Source organism: Psychrobacter sp. TWR1-1-1 (assembly GCF_049895865.1).
In the GTDB taxonomy this organism is placed as follows: domain Bacteria; phylum Pseudomonadota; class Gammaproteobacteria; order Pseudomonadales; family Moraxellaceae; genus Psychrobacter; species Psychrobacter immobilis_A.
The window spans coordinates 88,007-103,403 of sequence record NZ_JAFCTE010000004.1 but is presented as its reverse complement, the minus strand read 5'-3'; the positions used below and the strand labels follow the sequence as shown (position 1 = coordinate 103,403).

Below are 15,397 nucleotides of genomic sequence, written 5' to 3'. Positions count from 1 at the left end.
TCAATCCTTACCTTTATGTATTGAGGTGTGTGCAATAACGTTTTAAAACCTGTGATAACTCTCGTTATCTTGATTTTAAAGACGTTAAAAAATGGTAATACTAATTAAATTAATGCTTAAATACTCTGTAACTGCCAATGATTATCTCTAAAGCTCAAACGATGCGTCATATCAGAGGGACGATCTTCTGCATTCAATGGCATGGTGACGCGATAGCCTTGCTCACGTAAACTCTCAACCTGCTGTAGCAGTATCTGTCTCTGTTCTTGGTTCGCACTGCTCAATGCTTCATAGTCGACCAATACGATAATGGGCGCCTCAAGCTGCGTGTGTGCAAGCAAACGACTGACATCCATACTAAAGCCCGTGGCTTCACGTGGCTGATTGATTGCTAACTGATTACCGCTTTGCATACCATCGAAACGACCGCCACGTACCAGAGGTTGCGTCTCACTATTGATATAGCCGTTGAACACAATACCCGTGTGATAATGATAGCCTGATAATTCCGTCACATCGATACTCACAGGGCATTGCCACTGGTCTTGTAGATGTGTTTTTAGACGTTGTAATTCATTGATAGCAGTCGCGACTTGCGTGTCCTGCTGTGCAGTCTCTGACAATCTCGCCAATAGATTGGTAATATCATGGCCAAAACGTGCCAATGCATAAAAATCATCACCCATTGACAATAACTGGCAGACACGCTTTAGCTCTGGTAGATTTTTATTGGCATATAAATGCATGAGTTGCTCAGTGTCATTATCAGACAACACTGCCAACTCAGCCAAGCGTTTGAATATCGCCACATGACCCAAGTCTATATGCAGCGTCGCACTCATATTTAGCTTATTTATCATGCCAAACAACACATCTATCAGCTCAATATCTGCGGCAATTGAGGCACAGCCAAATATTTCAGCGCCGAGCTGCAAAGGCGTACGTGAGCCAAATAGCCCTGATGGCAAGGTATGAATCACATCACCTGCATAGCAATAACGTGCAATACCTGTGCCGCCCCAATGCGCATCAATACGCAAAATCTGCGGGGTAATATCCGCACGCAGACCCATCAAGCGACCTGTTAGCTGATCGATAATCTTGAAAGTTTGACGCTTTAAATCTTCTGAGGCGCCACTCAACAATGACTCAGTAAATTCAATCATTGGTGGATTGACCAACTGATAACCATGACCAATAAGTTGCTGAGTCAGCTGATACCTAAGCACTTCTTGCTTACGCGCATCTTCGAACAGCACATCCACCACCCCATCAGGCAACAACCAGCTATTGGCAACGTCGCTGGCAAGGTTGTTTAAATATGGCATGCTAGTAGAGGTAGCAGTGTTTTCAGCAGGCTGAGCCGCCGCTTTATTAGTCGTATTTAACTGGGCAGGTTTTGCAGAATCAGAACTGACAGACACAATAAATCCTTGTTTGGCGTATCGCTTACCAAAAACGCGGTACTGATGCGGTACTTAAAGGTTATATTTACAATTGCATTGACGCCATGCATTTTTATTTTTAACGCGCAACATCATTGACCCAATTATTTATAAACAAACTAGGTAGCCGCAAAAGGGTGAGTAATAAGTATAATTTAGAATGATAAGACGAGTATCTTTATGCGCTAATAAACGGCGTTAAATAATCAAGGCACTTTATGCTTTAGTTTAGCATAGCAGCCAAGGTTCGCCTAGTGACAATTAGCCACAATTACTATCTAATTACGTCTTATCAGCACTTAATCTATGAAGGTTATCTCTAGACTATATAAGTAATCGTTGACTCAAAAATGATTCCCATTATTTTATATCATAAAGAAAATAATGAGCAAAGTGAGAACGACGCCTTCGATACCGACTCATGGTACACTAAGCCATATTTTTATCTCGGAAGCCTTATGTCATCTGATTACCACCCAAACCCTGCCAACAATCAAGCCAATGTCTTAGGTACGGCACTTGCCAGCTGCTGCTTTGACCCTATTACCGGTTATTACCGCAACGGCTTTTGTCATACTGGCAACCATGACGTTGGTCAGCACACCGTATGCGCCAAGATGACCAGCGAGTTTTTGAACTTTTCTGCCAGTCGCGGCAATGATTTGATTACGCCGCTACCTGAGTATGGATTTTCTGGCCTCAAGCCTGGTGACTATTGGTGCATTTGTGCGTTACGCTGGGTTGAAGCTTTGGACTTTGATATTGCCCCGAAAATCAAACTAGAAGCTTGCCACGAAAGCTTATTGAGCTTGGTCGATATTGATACTTTGAAAAGTTACGCCCTTTAATAACGATCATTATTAACAACAATCATTATAAGTGCTGATTGTGACACGTTTTTTACTTTATAAAGGGAGGGTGTATGGAAAACAATAACGACCAGTTGATCAAAAAAACCGCGCGTATTGCACCTGACTCTAATATCAATCGTATTTACGCCGATATGAATGATGAACATCTCTATCTAGACAATGACGACAGCTATATCTATGGTGATGCTGATACCACCACTGAGGACACCATCGAGACCATGACGGTCTACGATCCTGACTCTGAACGCTATGAGGATATTGACTCTTCCAGTGCCGATGAAGTCGTCAATTGCTATGCTTATTCACGTAAGACCGGTGAAAATCTCGATAAATTAGGGCTAAACGATGTTAGTCGTGCCTTAAATAATAATGGTCAGTTTATTTGGCTTGGTCTCTATGATCCAAGCCTAGAAACCATGGTCAAAGTCAAAGAAGCCTTTGGGCTACATGAATTGGCGATTGAGGATGCATTTGCCGATCACCAGCGTGCCAAAGTCGAGAACTACGACAATGATATGGTGTTTGTGGTATTGCGTACCGCTAAGCTTGAGGACAATGTCATTCGCTATGGCACCACCGCGATATTTATGGGCAAAAACTACCTGATTACCATCCGTAATGGTCCATCAAACTCCTACGCACCTGTCCGTGAGCATTGTCATCGTCGCCCTGAAAAGCTGCGTATGGGGCCGATATTTGTACTGCATGCTATTCTCGATTTTATCGTGGATAATTATATGCCGATTACCGATCGTTTAGGTCGCTATTTGCGTGAGCAAGAACGTTACGTGTTTACCTATGAGTTTGATAAAGGTACATTAAAGAACCTTTATGAGCTCAAATCGCAACTCGTACATATGCGGGCGATTATTTTACCAGTACAGGATATCTGTAGTTTTTTTATCAATCATAAAAAAAGCGAGATGGTCTCTGGGTTTTCTCAGGCCGCTAAGCCCTACTTTCGCGACGTCAATGACCATTTGCTACACTCATTAGACGCCATTAATGGTCTGAATGAGATGCTGAGTGTGGTCATGAATACCTATATGGCCATGGTTAATATGGGACAGAACGAGGTGGTGCGTAAGCTTGCTGCTTGGGCAGGTATTTTAGCTGTACCGACGGCCATTGCAGGTATCTATGGGATGAACTTTGATTTTATGCCCGAGCTGCATTGGCAATATTCCTACTTTGTCATCATGCTCATCATTGGATCATTATGTGGCTATTTATATTACAATTTTAAAAGACTTAAATGGTTATAACTAAAATTTATAGTTGATGTTTCATTGATAGTCAGCGTTCAGCTTTTAAAACAGCATCCTTCATGGTGCTGTTTTTCCACTTTATTATTGATAATAATTCTTATTTGTAATACTATTCACATTTATTATTGCTAAACTCTTGCCGCCATTTCTATTATTCCAACGCCACCATGTACGATTGACTCAGTCAATATCACAAATCCTACAACCGTCGGATTTGTATGGGACGGTTTTGTTATTTTACGGCTGGCATACTGACATATTGTCAATTTGCATCTATCGAGGTTTTTATGCGTTTATCCCGTCTTACTCAAGCTGTCGCGGTCGTTACCGCAGCCTTGATTCTTACTGCTTGTGGCAGTGATTCCGACACAGCCACTGCTATCATAGATGGGACACCGCCACTACTAACCACTGATAGCAACTTTACTGATGGCTATAGCGCGGTTGCAGCGGTATTTGTCTCAGGACAAGTACAAGATAGCAGCGGCGTCAAATCATTGACTTATATGCATAATAACGAATTAGCCCAAGCGCTAACGCTAGATGCTGATGGTTATTTTGATGATCGTATTTTATTAACGCTAGGTAGCAATACCATTGTCTTAGAAGCCACAGACAATGCTGGTAATATCATGCGCTCAACCAAAACCATCTACGTAGGCGATACCATAGCGGCAGGTGGTTCGCATACCGCTACCCTGCGTGATGGTCAGCTATATGGTTGGGGTCGCAACAATTATGGTCAGACAGGACTCGGTCTGACCACAAAAATCAGCGATATTATGGGACATCCAGACACGCCGATGCTGATGAACAGCGCACCAAAAGACCTGATATCTATTGGCTTTAATCAAAATCATTCACTCGCTATTGCTCAAAATGGTCAAGTTTATAGTTGGGGCGAAGACAAATACGGGCAGCTGGGTCGCGGTGACGGAGGTCGTAATGACTGTAGCAAAACTGCAGACTGTCGTTTGGATATCAGCGCGATCGAAGGTATCGAAAATGCCGTCATGGTCGCACCCGGCTATAGCCATAACTTGGTATTGACCGAAGAGGGTACGGTTTGGGCCTTTGGTGCCAATGGACACGGTCAGCTTGGTAATAATACCAGCACCGATAGCAGCACCCCTGTCAAAGTTGACTTTACAGCAGCCACAGAGGCAGGACATATCGTGCAGGTGGTTGTTAGTGGCAATAGCTCTTATGCCTTAGATGACAAAGGTCAGGTTTGGGGTTGGGGCAGCGATGCTTACGCCAACCTTGGCAAAGGTAAAGTCTGTAACACTACAACCAACTGTATCAACGTCAATGCAACCCCTGTACGTATTCATGTCATTAATGAAACGATTAATAACGCCATTACTGCTAAGACAGATGACGCCACTCAAAAAGCTGACGACCAACCCGCTATAGATGTAGAAAAAGTGACCCAATTGACGGCTGGCAAAGACCATATCTTAGCATTGACCAATAAAGACGCAGTGTATGGTTGGGGGTTAAATGCCACTAGTCAATTGGGCTACAATGGTGAGACATTTAATGGCAGCGAAAAGGCATGGGCAGATGTCATTACCTCACCGACCAAACTGCCTTGGTTTACAGATAAAGAAGTTCGCCGCGTCTATGCCAATGGCAATGCCAGCTATGCGTTACTGGACAATGTCGCCACTAATAATGGCTCATCAACAACGGATGGTATTCTCTATGCATGGGGCATGTTTGGGGAGACAAATGGCGCAGGCAAGACCATTTACAACGACCTAGATGAACCAACCAATAAGCTGCCGAATCTCAAGAATATCGATAATATGGCCATGGGTGCTATGCATCTGATTGCTCATGAAAAATCGTTTGACCAAGATAATAATGCGCTGAAAACTGGTCATTTATTTACGTGGGGCTGGAGTTTTGAAGGCTCACTCGGCAACAAAGACACCACTCATATTTGGATGTATAACAACCCTATCCCAGTTGCTTTACCTAGTCAGCTATAAGTGTTTTAAGTATGACGAAGCGAACAGTGCATAGTTGGTTGAATTTCCTATCATAAAATTCTCAAACAAGCAGCCTCGTTTATGCTGCTTGTTTGAGTCAATACGCCTAACTAATGCTCGGTAGCTTATCGCACAATCCTCAGGATATCCTCAATTAAATCGACAGCCCTCTAAATAGGCTGACAATGAAGATATACTCTAACCCCTTATATTCTAGCCATTTCAGGTCAGCCCATGTTTTTACGATCAAACTCGTCAACCATATCAAATTCTTCACTGTATACATCACTTCCCATCATACGTAACACACTACTCAGTGTAAGTATCGCGCTGCTGCTCACTGCTTGTGGTGGCTCAGATGATTCAAATAATTCCAGTAATGATGGCAATACTAACGCACCCAACCCACCCACTACTCCTGACACTCCAGAAATCGATACCAACTGGCAGCCAGCAGGTGGCAGTGCCACGATTGCCGCCAATGGATCACAGCCTTTTTTGCAAATCATGCCCAATCTACCGAGCAGCGCTTTAGGCGGGGTATCACCTGGACGTGAGTTATTTATCACCGAGTGGACACCAGCAAATGAGGGTCGCGTACTGTTCGATGGTGTAGGGCCACTGTTAAATGCCAATGCCTGTACCCAATGCCATAGCGCTGAAGGTCGCAAACCCATTTATGCAGCCAATGGTCAGCTGAGTGATGCGATTTTATTCCGATTGGGTAATAAGCAAGGCCTGCCACATGCTTATTACGGTGAACAAATGCAGCATCAAAGTATTGCCACAAGTATCAATCCCGAAGGGAGCATGCGCTACGCAGCAATGCCCAGTCAAAATGATAAACCTGCTGGCATACAGTTTAGCTTTACTCCAACTGACCCTAATCAACCCTTAGGAAATACAGCGATTAGCGGACGTATCTCACCGCAGCTGGTCGGCATGGGCTTGCTCGACCTGATTCCTGAAGCGCATATCATTGCGGCAGCTGACCCTGATGATAACAATCAAGACGGTATCAGTGGACGCGTACATTGGGTACAAGATGGCAAACAGCAGCGCATTGGCCGCTTTGGATGGAAAGCCATTAATACCAATCTACGTACCCAAAACGCCAATGCCATGTCGCAAGATATGGGTTTGACCACCTCGGTATTTATGGATCCTAACTGTACGGTAAATCAGCCTATTTGTTGGACAGCAGCGAATGGCGGCTCTCCAGAAGTCTCAGACAGCAGTCTAGACGCCGTGACCGATTTTATGACCGCCCTTGCCGTACCTGAAAGGCGAATAGACGATTTATCAGATTTTAATAAAGGAGCGCAATTGTTTGCGCAAGTCGGCTGTGCTGGCTGTCACACACCCAAGCAAAAAACAGGCAATAGTGATCGCTTCCCGCTCCTATCACAGCAAAACATTTATCCTTATACTGATTTATTACTGCATGATATGGGCGCTGGACTAGATGATAGCGTGAAAGAGAAAAATGCAGAAAGCTTTGAGTGGCGTACACCGCCATTGTGGGGAATTGGCATTGTGGCACGTGATCCAGAAGCGCGGTTTTTGCATGATGGTCGTGCCAGCAGCTTGACTGAAGCGATACTCTGGCATGGTGGTGAAGCAGAAAGTACAAAGACGCGCTTTACACAGTTATCCGCCACGCAAAAACAAACATTAATGACCTTCTTAAAGGGCATTTAACGCTCAAACAATGAAATGTGAGAGTTAAGAAGGCAAAAAAGGGCTACCAGTGGTAACCCTTTTTTATGCTGCTATTTAATAGTTATTCACGGCGATGCTTGGTATGACTATCAGGCGCTTGAGCATTATCAGGTAACAGCGCTTTAATCGTTAAGTTTGCATGCTGTTTATCTAGATTGTCCTCTGGACGGCCAAACGTTTTTGCTGTCCAAGTTAGTACTACGATAGAACCGCTCAATAGCATAATGGCCACAGAAATTGTCGCCAGCAGCCATAAATGGAAATAGTCTGAGACCGCCTGTACATCAACCACCAAATGTCGGGACAAAGCAGTAATCGCGATAAATATTAAAAACTGTACCGGCAGACGGTGTGTTTTAAAATAAATACCTATCATAGCCAGCAGCTCAAGGTAAATAAACAACATCAATATGTCTTTTAAATCCGCTGAGCCTTTTTGAACAATACCAACGAACTCTTTGCCAGCGGTCCAAACAACAACCACACTGATTAGAAATAAAATAACGTAATGACAGACATCGACAAACTCTCTACCGATACCTTGTAGTCGCTCATGAACACCTACGTTTTTTTTAGCCATGTTTAGGTCCTATCAACTGAGATGTGGTTGATTTAGCCTGAGTATATATTACCTCAGGCCCCTTATTTATCGGCAATCAGTATTCGTATGACTCTCTTTTTAGCCGATATTCAAACCGGCAGATTTTTCAGCCGCATCAACGGTTTGGCGAATGAGGGTATTAATGGTCATTGGACCCACGCCGCCCGGTACAGGCGTATAAGCACTGGCGATGTTTTCAACACCTTGCAACTCAATATCACCGACGCCGCCATTATCCGTTGGATGAAAGCCTGCATCGATAACCACAGCGCCCGCTTTGATCCAATTAGCTTTGATCAGTTCAGGCACGCCCACTGCCCCAACCACGATATCCGCACGCTTAATATGGGACTCTAAATCTTGTGTTCTTGAATGGCAAATCGTTACGGTGCAGTTGGCATTCAATAGCATCATCGCCATTGGTTTACCCAAGATGGCACTGCGACCTACAACTACGGCCTCCTTACCAGCAAGCTCGATATTATGATGCTCTAATAAGTGCATGATGCCTTGCGGGGTACATGAACCATAAGCGCTCTGCTGCATCGCCATACGACCAAAGCCAAGACAGGTCACACCATCGACGTCTTTTGCTAAGTCAATCTGCTCAAAGCAAGCACGCTCATCGATATGTGCAGGCACTGGATGTTGTAGCAAGATACCATGGACGTCTGGATTGCTATTAAGTTCATCTATTTTCGTCATCAGCTCTTCAGTGGTCGTCGCACTTGGCATCTCAACGCGTATAGAATCCATGCCGACACGTTTACAAGCATTACCTTTCATACGTACATAAGTCGCAGAAGCGGGATCGTCGCCGACCAATATCGTCGCTAAGCTTGGGGTGCGTCCTGTTTTATTCTTGATAGCGTCTACACGCGTACTCAGTTGCTGTTCTATTTGTTTAGCAAGTGCTTTACCGTCCAAAACGGTAGCAGATCCTTGGGCAGTTGACATAGTAACTCCAATAGAGGGTGCGATAAAAAAAAGAAAGACAGCGCCCGCAACTATTTGCATGCCTGTCTTATGCTTGATCAATGTATGATTAAGACTGATATTGTACCTGTCTGAGCTAAAAAATCCTAGCGTGAGATAAGACTTGAATACTTATAAATTTCTATCACTCGCCAATCTAGCAATATCATGTCATTGCCAATGCAGCCTTTACCGTTTAATAAGAAAGTCCAATCACAAATAAAAGTTAATAGCCGTAACTACTTATAAATACTCAACACGTCTTAATAAGCGATATTCTCACATTACTGAATCAGTGAAGCAAACACGCGATCGATTGCATCTATCGTTTGCGCGATTTCGGCAGTGGTTAAGGTAGGATGAACTAAAAACATTAAGCTGGTCTCTCCCAACTGTTTTGCTATTGGCAGTCTGTTTTCTGGACGCAAGCCTGTATCATCGAATGCTTTTTCTAAATATACCTCTGAGGCAGACCCTGAATAGCAAGGCACGCCTAGCGCATTTATTTCTTCAATGATGCGATCACGTGTCCAGCCCTCAGCTAGGTTATTTGGTTGCACATAAACATACAATTTATAATAAGCATGGGTAGAGTTTGGAAACTGATAATCTTGCTCTAATGTCGGCACCGATAGATAGCCTTTTTCTTCCCATTTAGCACATGCCTCTAATATCGCTTGAGCATTAGCACGGCGCTTCGCTATCCAATCACTCATATGTGCCAATTGAATACGCCCAATCACGCCTTGAATCTCGGTCATGCGCCAGTTGGTGCCAAAGCTCTCATGTAGCCAATTATAGCCGGGCAGCTGCTCAGTCTCATAGACCGCCGCATAGCTTTTGCCATGGTCTTTATACGCCCACATTTTTCGCCATAGCTGCTCGTCATCGGTGGTGACCATACCGCCCTCGCCGCCTGTGGTCATGATCTTATCTTGGCAAAAACTCCACGCGCCAATATGACCGATACTGCCAACGCTACGACCTTTGTAGCGTGCACCATGCGCTTGTGCGCAGTCTTCAATGACATATAAATGATGCTGATCTGCCAGTGCCATGATGCCATCCATATCACAGGGCCAACCTGCCAAATGCACACAGACGATGCCTTTGGTGTTGTCCGTCAATACCGCCGCTATCGTCTCTGGAGTGATATTCCCTGTCGCCTCATCAACATCCGCAAAAATGGGCGTCGCGCCTGCATTAACCACTGAGGAGATACTGGCAATAAAAGTGCGCGGCGTCACGATAACTTCATCACCCACACCTATACCAAGTGCCTGCAATGCCGCGTCCAATGCCAAAGTTCCGTTGCCCAATGCAATCGCGTATTTGCTACCCGCCCAGTCAGCGAATTCCTCTTCAAACTGACGGCATTCTTGCCCTGTCCAATAATTGACCTTGTTGGATAGCAATACTTGACTGACCGCATCCGCTTCTTGCTGAGTAAAACTAGGCCAAGGTGAAAAAGGAGTATTTAGCATGCGTTCCTCATCAAAGCGTGTTTTTATCGACGCTATTACCTGTGAATTTACTCATGGTCGCTTCACCATCAGCACTAATACCATCTTTGATAATGACTTTTTTTACTGTTTTAACCAAGATCATAATGTCTAACCATAATGACTGATGATCGACATACCATGTGTCGAGCGTAAATTTTTCATGCCAACCAATCGCATTGCGACCATTAACTTGTGCGTATCCCGTAATACCCGGACGTACAAGGTGGCGACGCGCTTGCTCATCATTATATAGCGGCAGATATTCCATCAATAATGGTCGCGGCCCCACCAAACTCATATCACCTTTAATCACATTCCATAGTTCAGGCAGCTCATCGAGACTGCTATTACGCAAGGTCTTACCAAATGCCGTCAAACGCTCATCATCCTCTAAAGGATTACCCTCTGCATCGATCGCATCTTTCATCGAGCGAAACTTAATCATCTCAAACGGCTTGCCATTTAGACCAGGACGAGTTTGTTTAAATATCACTGGCGATCCTAAGTTTTTTTTGACTTTATAAGCCGTAATAGCATAAACAGGAGATAATATTACCAAGGCCGCCGTGGCCGCCGTGATGTCAAATAGTCGCTTTATCATTTTGCAGCCCGCCTTTTGTCGTTTACGCGGTCATCCCTACTGCGTAAATAAAAACTTAAATAACTTTGCCACAATTGCTTGCGTTCAAAATTTGCAATGGCCCAGTCTCTTGCATCAGGATATCTCTTTTCAAATTCCTTATCAGTAGCAGCAGCACTGATCGCTTCGGCGACAGACGACATATCCTTAAAATTGAATTTTCGACCACTGACACCTTCTTTGACACTATCTTTTACACCAACGACATCATAGGCAAAGGTTGGAACGGCGCAACTTGCTGCTTCAATAGCGACACTGCCAAACCCTTCACGATAGCTCAAAAATAAATGTAAATCAGCACACTGAAAAACCTCGTGTACATTTGGATTGGCTGGTATATACACACCTCTATTATCTTTGACAACTTTCTCAACGACTACTTTTCCTACGTCGTCTTCACAGTCTCCTATGAACATAAAGTAGACGTTTTCTTCTCTTAGTTTTTCAGATATATACTCAATATCTTTGAAGCCTTTATCATCACAAACTCGTCCTACCACGCAAATCACAAAGGTATTGTCAGGTATCTTGTACTTCTTTCTTAATGCCTCTTTTTCTAGCTGAGCCATAGGTTGCAGCAAATCAGTATCGATGCCGTTAAATGAGCCATTATCAATGACAGTTGCCTTGCTTTTTTTGAGGATATTTTCTTCTAGGCATACGCTGAGCAAAGATTCAGAAACAAATAAAACCTCGTGAGACAAGCCAAAACTTAATATATCCAGACCCTGAAACACCCTCTTTTTTAAACCTGAGAAATTCTCATAGGCTCTACCCACGCTAAAAGCAATTCGTCTCTTTTGCAATGTAACAGCACTTGCGATACTCCCTAACAACAAGGCTTTAGGTGTTAAATAAACCACCACATCAAAACGATTCGATAGCATATAGCGGATTAAAAGCGCGAGTGACTGAGCATCTTTCAACAAAGAAGGCTTTCTCTGAAAATTTAAATTAATTACCTTGCCTATTTTGCGCTCACGTAAAATATCTAACTGCTGTTTATCGCCACCGCAGATTAAGGTGATCTCAACATCCGCGTGATCTCTAATGTATTCAAGCTGATCACGATATAGCACATTAAATGACACCGCATCTGTCATTAGAAAGCATATCTTTAATGTCATTTCAGCACCTCAATATTTTTTATATATTATTTTATCAGTGACATTTTATAAATAATATTATTTAGCACAAATACTATTTACCACCGACTGATGATGATTTCTTAGCGTGTCAGATATTGTTAATTTATTTCTTTTATTGGCTATCTTTTGTAATAATTTTATCGAATCTAAAAAAGTAACTGTTATCAGTTTTGCTGATAATTTTAAAGAACCTAAATAACTGTTTCCTTTATATTCACAGTACGTTTTAAAACTGTCTTTGTATGATCTGGTTATTTTAGATAATGATAAATTTCCTTCTTCTCTATAATAGTATAGTAAATCGGGCAATACCGCTAAATTTAAATCTTGATTTGAGATAGCTCTACACCACAAATCGTAATCTTCAGACCTTGGATATTTTTCATTATATTTATTTCGTTCATACCAACTCTTTTTTGCCAAAACAGCAGCATGTACAATAGGATAAGCCGCGGCTATTTCTTTAAATTCCGTATAAATTTCATCGACATGACGGCAACCATAAACTTTATTAAAATTATCAATAGACACGACACCTGTAGAAACCAAATCATAATCTGGATTTTTTTCTAAAAAACTTAATTGAATCGCTAGTCTATCTGGATGAATGAGATCATCGGCATCCATGCGCGCTATATAATCATAGTTCGCTTCTTCAATAAGCTGATTTAATCGAGCAGGCAGTTTTTTATTTATACCATCAGCAATGACCTTTATTCTATGATCAGCCTCTTCAAAACGCTTGGCGATGGCCAATGACGCATCAGTAGAGCCATCATCAATTAATATAAGCTCCCATAACTCATGCGTTTGAGCCAATATGGATTTGATAGCATCTTCCAAGTACGCTTCAGCATTATAAATGGGAATACCAATGGATATATATGTCTGATTTTTCATTAGAAAACCTCAAATATCGGATTGATAATATACGGACTCAAGTTACTAAATCTCGATGTCGTTAAGACAAAATACATGAGAAAAATAACGATACTCGCTATATATAAATAAATATTATTAATTCTTTTTAAAATCATAGGCAGTATCAAAACCAATGTCCATGTAAAATACGCAAGCAGCCTTTGAGGACCTGAAGGACTGGTGCCCAACATCGCTAACGGTATGATAAAAACCACGCCTGATGCATAAAATGTTATTAATTTTTGAAAATCTTTGTCTTTGATTTTATATAGATAACTGACCAAGATGATTAAAACCATGATAGCTGTATAAAAACCAAGCGTTAAAAACCCGCCTGCTTCATCAGATGCTTTCGCATAGCCTTCATATCTATCATTAGTAGAAGAAATATAAGCGACCAATACCCCACTCACTAATAGCGAACCTAAGAATGTTGCCAAAATCTTATATAAAGGTTTTATTCTTAAATTGACGATGAAATAAAATGGAATCATAAATAATGCGGTTACATGAAACAATGAAGCAATTGCACAAATCAGCAGGTATGGAATAAATCGTTTTTCCAACAGATAAGGAATGGCCAAGGTAAAGATCGCCATTGCCAATCCTTGACGCAGTCCATTAAAAGAAAAAGTATAAACGCCTAATGTAATAAATAAAAATACGGAGAACCAATAATTGACGCTGTATTTTTTAATCACTCTAAGATAGCAATAGACAATAATTAAACTGGTAATAACAAGCAGCCAAAAGTAATGAGTGGTCATACGTAATAACGCATACTCTAATAACTGATAACCGAACTCAATGTCTTCGTTGAACCTAAAGTATTCGGCATTCAATTGACTGTTGAAATTTCTCGTATAGTTTCCTGTATCCGTACCGACTCGGTAGCTACGAAGACCTGCAAACAATGTTAATATAATTAGAGGCAGCCAAAAAGACGTACGATTGAGAGATTTTTTCTCCAGTACGATCCAAAAAATAACAAGGCTAAGAACCAGCAGGTATGGAAGCATTTAACCCTCTATAAAAGTAAATGTCGTCAATCTTATATAAATCGGATATAGTGGCAGGTTTACACCGTCTAGTATCTTTTGTACCGTCCAGTACCTATATAGCTATAGCCTTCCTATCCACCTCGCTTTTTTCTCATTCCGTCCAAACTACCTTGAAACGACCATAGATAAGAAGCAACCACTTTGTCACATATTCAAGTACTTTTGCATTAGTATTTGCGCATTGGTAGCAGCACTAAATCCATATAAATTCAGCGCTGCGGTTATGTCTTTTTCATTGGGCTTTGGTTGTTTAGATGCTAATAAGCAATCAACCCAATCCTTGGCTGAGTGAATCGGTAAAAACTGTACTAATCCAAGTCCTAAATCTACTTCAGGCGATACTTGGTCAGAAACCAACGCTTTTAACCCAACTGTTTGGCTCTCGACCAAGACGACAGGGAAACCCTCGTGCAACGAAGGCATGATCATATAGTCGGCGCTGGCCATTAACTCTGTGATATCCGTACGTATCCCCAAAAACTTGACCGTATCTAGGAGTGACTTATCTGCTACTTGTTGCCTGAGCCTCGCCTCCAATGAACCTTGTCCAACAATATATAAGGTAAAGGCAACCTGATATTTTTTTAACTGCTCAGCGACCTCTAAAGAAAACTGATGGTTTTTAACCTCATTTAGACGACCAACTTGGATGATTTTTAGCCCCTCATCGCCAAATTCTTGGTCGATATACTGTCTTGATTGGTTAGCGACTGTCATCATCTGTTTTATGTCCACAGCATTGGGCAGTAGCCACACATCTTTTATGCTGCCAAATAGGTAATTTGCCGCTTGTTCACCGCAACTCATTTTATCCGTGGCCAATTTACGATTGGTAATGAATGCCCATTGTTCATATATTTTTTTAACAATATTGGTTTTCCCATTACTGGTGCTATGAGAATGTGAAATGCGATGCGGCACGCCAGCACCTTTAGCAGCCAGCAGATGAAAAGCATTGTTTAATAGCATGTGAGCATGAACGATTTGATAGTCAGGGTGTTGTTTAAGGAAGTTTTTAAGCTTCCACATACGCGCTAATGAATGATCCGCTAAAATCGGTATAATCCTACCGCCCAGCGCTATTATTTCAGCATCATAGTCACCGACCTCGTCGGTAAAAGTGATAAAATCAAACTGAATCTGGCTATGATCTATATGACGATATAGATTCATGAGCATGGTCTCTGCCCCAGCCCGATCCATTTTCCCCACGATGTGTAGCACTCTCTGAACAGTCATCTC

14 protein-coding genes are annotated in these 15,397 nt (G+C 42.2%); 4 read left to right on the top strand and 10 right to left on the bottom strand.

The window, feature by feature from the left end; all coding sequences use genetic code 11:
- Nucleotides 1-116: 116 nt before the first annotated feature.
- Entirely contained in the window at nucleotides 117-1,424 is a 1,308-nt protein-coding gene (locus ACP69U_RS05705; protein WP_426138083.1) for an ATP phosphoribosyltransferase regulatory subunit, read from the bottom strand.
- Between the two features lie 479 nt (nucleotides 1,425-1,903).
- Here ACP69U_RS05705 and ACP69U_RS05700 point away from each other — a divergent pair, with 479 nt between their 5' ends.
- From ACP69U_RS05700 to ACP69U_RS05690, 3 genes are all read left to right on the top strand, one after another.
- Complete coding sequence (locus ACP69U_RS05700) at nucleotides 1,904-2,293, top strand: DUF2237 family protein (protein ID WP_426138082.1); 390 nt, start codon at nucleotides 1,904-1,906, stop codon at nucleotides 2,291-2,293.
- A 74-nt stretch (nucleotides 2,294-2,367) separates the two neighbouring features.
- Nucleotides 2,368-3,582: a magnesium/cobalt transporter CorA gene (gene corA / locus ACP69U_RS05695; RefSeq protein ID WP_426138081.1), complete on the top strand. Its 1,215-nt coding sequence runs from the start codon at nucleotides 2,368-2,370 to the stop codon at nucleotides 3,580-3,582.
- A 290-nt stretch (nucleotides 3,583-3,872) separates the two neighbouring features.
- Nucleotides 3,873-5,582 (top strand): chromosome condensation regulator RCC1, encoded by a 1,710-nt coding sequence (locus ACP69U_RS05690; protein WP_426138080.1) that lies wholly within the window; start codon nucleotides 3,873-3,875, stop codon nucleotides 5,580-5,582.
- Nucleotides 5,583-5,809: 227 nt separating this feature from the next.
- Here ACP69U_RS05690 and ACP69U_RS05685 read toward each other — a convergent pair whose 3' ends face one another.
- Complete coding sequence (locus ACP69U_RS05685; RefSeq protein WP_426138079.1) at nucleotides 5,810-6,091, bottom strand: hypothetical protein; 282 nt, start codon at nucleotides 6,089-6,091, stop codon at nucleotides 5,810-5,812.
- On the opposite strand from ACP69U_RS05685, the gene ACP69U_RS05680 reads away from it, so the two are divergent.
- On the top strand, nucleotides 6,090-7,283 hold the full coding sequence (locus ACP69U_RS05680; RefSeq protein ID WP_426138078.1) for a di-heme oxidoredictase family protein: 1,194 nt from the start codon (nucleotides 6,090-6,092) through the stop codon (nucleotides 7,281-7,283). The two genes, ACP69U_RS05685 and ACP69U_RS05680, sit on opposite strands and share 2 nt — an antisense overlap.
- Nucleotides 7,284-7,365: 82 nt before the next feature.
- Here ACP69U_RS05680 and ACP69U_RS05675 read toward each other — a convergent pair whose 3' ends face one another.
- The 8 genes from ACP69U_RS05675 to ACP69U_RS05640 all read right to left on the bottom strand — a co-directional run bounded on the left by ACP69U_RS05675 (nucleotide 7,366) and on the right by ACP69U_RS05640 (nucleotide 15,394).
- Nucleotides 7,366-7,884 (bottom strand): phosphate-starvation-inducible protein PsiE, encoded by a 519-nt coding sequence (locus ACP69U_RS05675; protein WP_045451736.1) that lies wholly within the window; start codon nucleotides 7,882-7,884, stop codon nucleotides 7,366-7,368.
- A gap of 99 nt (nucleotides 7,885-7,983) precedes the next feature.
- Nucleotides 7,984-8,862, bottom strand: coding sequence for a bifunctional methylenetetrahydrofolate dehydrogenase/methenyltetrahydrofolate cyclohydrolase FolD (folD, locus tag ACP69U_RS05670; protein ID WP_426138077.1), 879 nt, complete (start codon nucleotides 8,860-8,862; stop codon nucleotides 7,984-7,986).
- A 302-nt stretch (nucleotides 8,863-9,164) separates the two neighbouring features.
- Nucleotides 9,165-10,364, bottom strand: a complete 1,200-nt coding sequence (locus ACP69U_RS05665; protein WP_426138076.1) for a DegT/DnrJ/EryC1/StrS family aminotransferase — start codon at nucleotides 10,362-10,364, stop codon at nucleotides 9,165-9,167.
- Between the two features lie 10 nt (nucleotides 10,365-10,374).
- Entirely contained in the window at nucleotides 10,375-10,986 is a 612-nt protein-coding gene (locus tag ACP69U_RS05660) for a sugar transferase (protein WP_372815078.1), read from the bottom strand.
- Nucleotides 10,983-12,152, bottom strand: a complete 1,170-nt coding sequence (locus ACP69U_RS05655; RefSeq protein WP_426138075.1) for a glycosyltransferase — start codon at nucleotides 12,150-12,152, stop codon at nucleotides 10,983-10,985. The genes ACP69U_RS05660 and ACP69U_RS05655 overlap by 4 nt, the downstream gene beginning before the upstream one ends.
- Nucleotides 12,153-12,209: 57 nt before the next feature.
- Nucleotides 12,210-13,073, bottom strand: coding sequence for a glycosyltransferase family 2 protein (locus tag ACP69U_RS05650; protein WP_426138074.1), 864 nt, complete (start codon nucleotides 13,071-13,073; stop codon nucleotides 12,210-12,212).
- Nucleotides 13,073-14,113, bottom strand: coding sequence for an EpsG family protein (locus ACP69U_RS05645; protein ID WP_426138073.1), 1,041 nt, complete (start codon nucleotides 14,111-14,113; stop codon nucleotides 13,073-13,075). The genes ACP69U_RS05650 and ACP69U_RS05645 overlap by 1 nt, the downstream gene beginning before the upstream one ends.
- Nucleotides 14,114-14,299: 186 nt before the next feature.
- Complete coding sequence (locus ACP69U_RS05640; RefSeq protein ID WP_426138072.1) at nucleotides 14,300-15,394, bottom strand: glycosyltransferase; 1,095 nt, start codon at nucleotides 15,392-15,394, stop codon at nucleotides 14,300-14,302.
- Between the last annotated feature and the right edge of the window lie 3 nt (nucleotides 15,395-15,397).

Bases quoted from the DNA above. Each gene is read 5' to 3' on its own strand.
- ACP69U_RS05700 (WP_426138082.1), top strand. From the start codon at position 1,904: ATGTCATCTGATTACCACCCAAACCCTGCCAACAATCAAGCCAATGTC.
- corA (WP_426138081.1), top strand. From the start codon at position 2,368: ATGGAAAACAATAACGACCAGTTGATCAAAAAAACCGCGCGTATTGCA.
- ACP69U_RS05690 (WP_426138080.1), top strand. From the start codon at position 3,873: ATGCGTTTATCCCGTCTTACTCAAGCTGTCGCGGTCGTTACCGCAGCC.
- ACP69U_RS05680 (WP_426138078.1), top strand. From the start codon at position 6,090: ATGCCCAATCTACCGAGCAGCGCTTTAGGCGGGGTATCACCTGGACGT.
- ACP69U_RS05685 (WP_426138079.1), bottom strand. From the start codon at position 6,091: ATGATTTGCAAAAAAGGCTGTGATCCATTGGCGGCAATCGTGGCACTG.
- ACP69U_RS05675 (WP_045451736.1), bottom strand. From the start codon at position 7,884: ATGGCTAAAAAAAACGTAGGTGTTCATGAGCGACTACAAGGTATCGGT.
- folD (WP_426138077.1), bottom strand. From the start codon at position 8,862: ATGTCAACTGCCCAAGGATCTGCTACCGTTTTGGACGGTAAAGCACTT.
- ACP69U_RS05665 (WP_426138076.1), bottom strand. From the start codon at position 10,364: ATGCTAAATACTCCTTTTTCACCTTGGCCTAGTTTTACTCAGCAAGAA.
- ACP69U_RS05660 (WP_372815078.1), bottom strand. From the start codon at position 10,986: ATGATAAAGCGACTATTTGACATCACGGCGGCCACGGCGGCCTTGGTA.
- ACP69U_RS05655 (WP_426138075.1), bottom strand. From the start codon at position 12,152: ATGACATTAAAGATATGCTTTCTAATGACAGATGCGGTGTCATTTAAT.
- ACP69U_RS05650 (WP_426138074.1), bottom strand. From the start codon at position 13,073: ATGAAAAATCAGACATATATATCCATTGGTATTCCCATTTATAATGCT.
- ACP69U_RS05645 (WP_426138073.1), bottom strand. From the start codon at position 14,113: ATGCTTCCATACCTGCTGGTTCTTAGCCTTGTTATTTTTTGGATCGTA.
- ACP69U_RS05640 (WP_426138072.1), bottom strand. From the start codon at position 15,394: ATGACTGTTCAGAGAGTGCTACACATCGTGGGGAAAATGGATCGGGCT.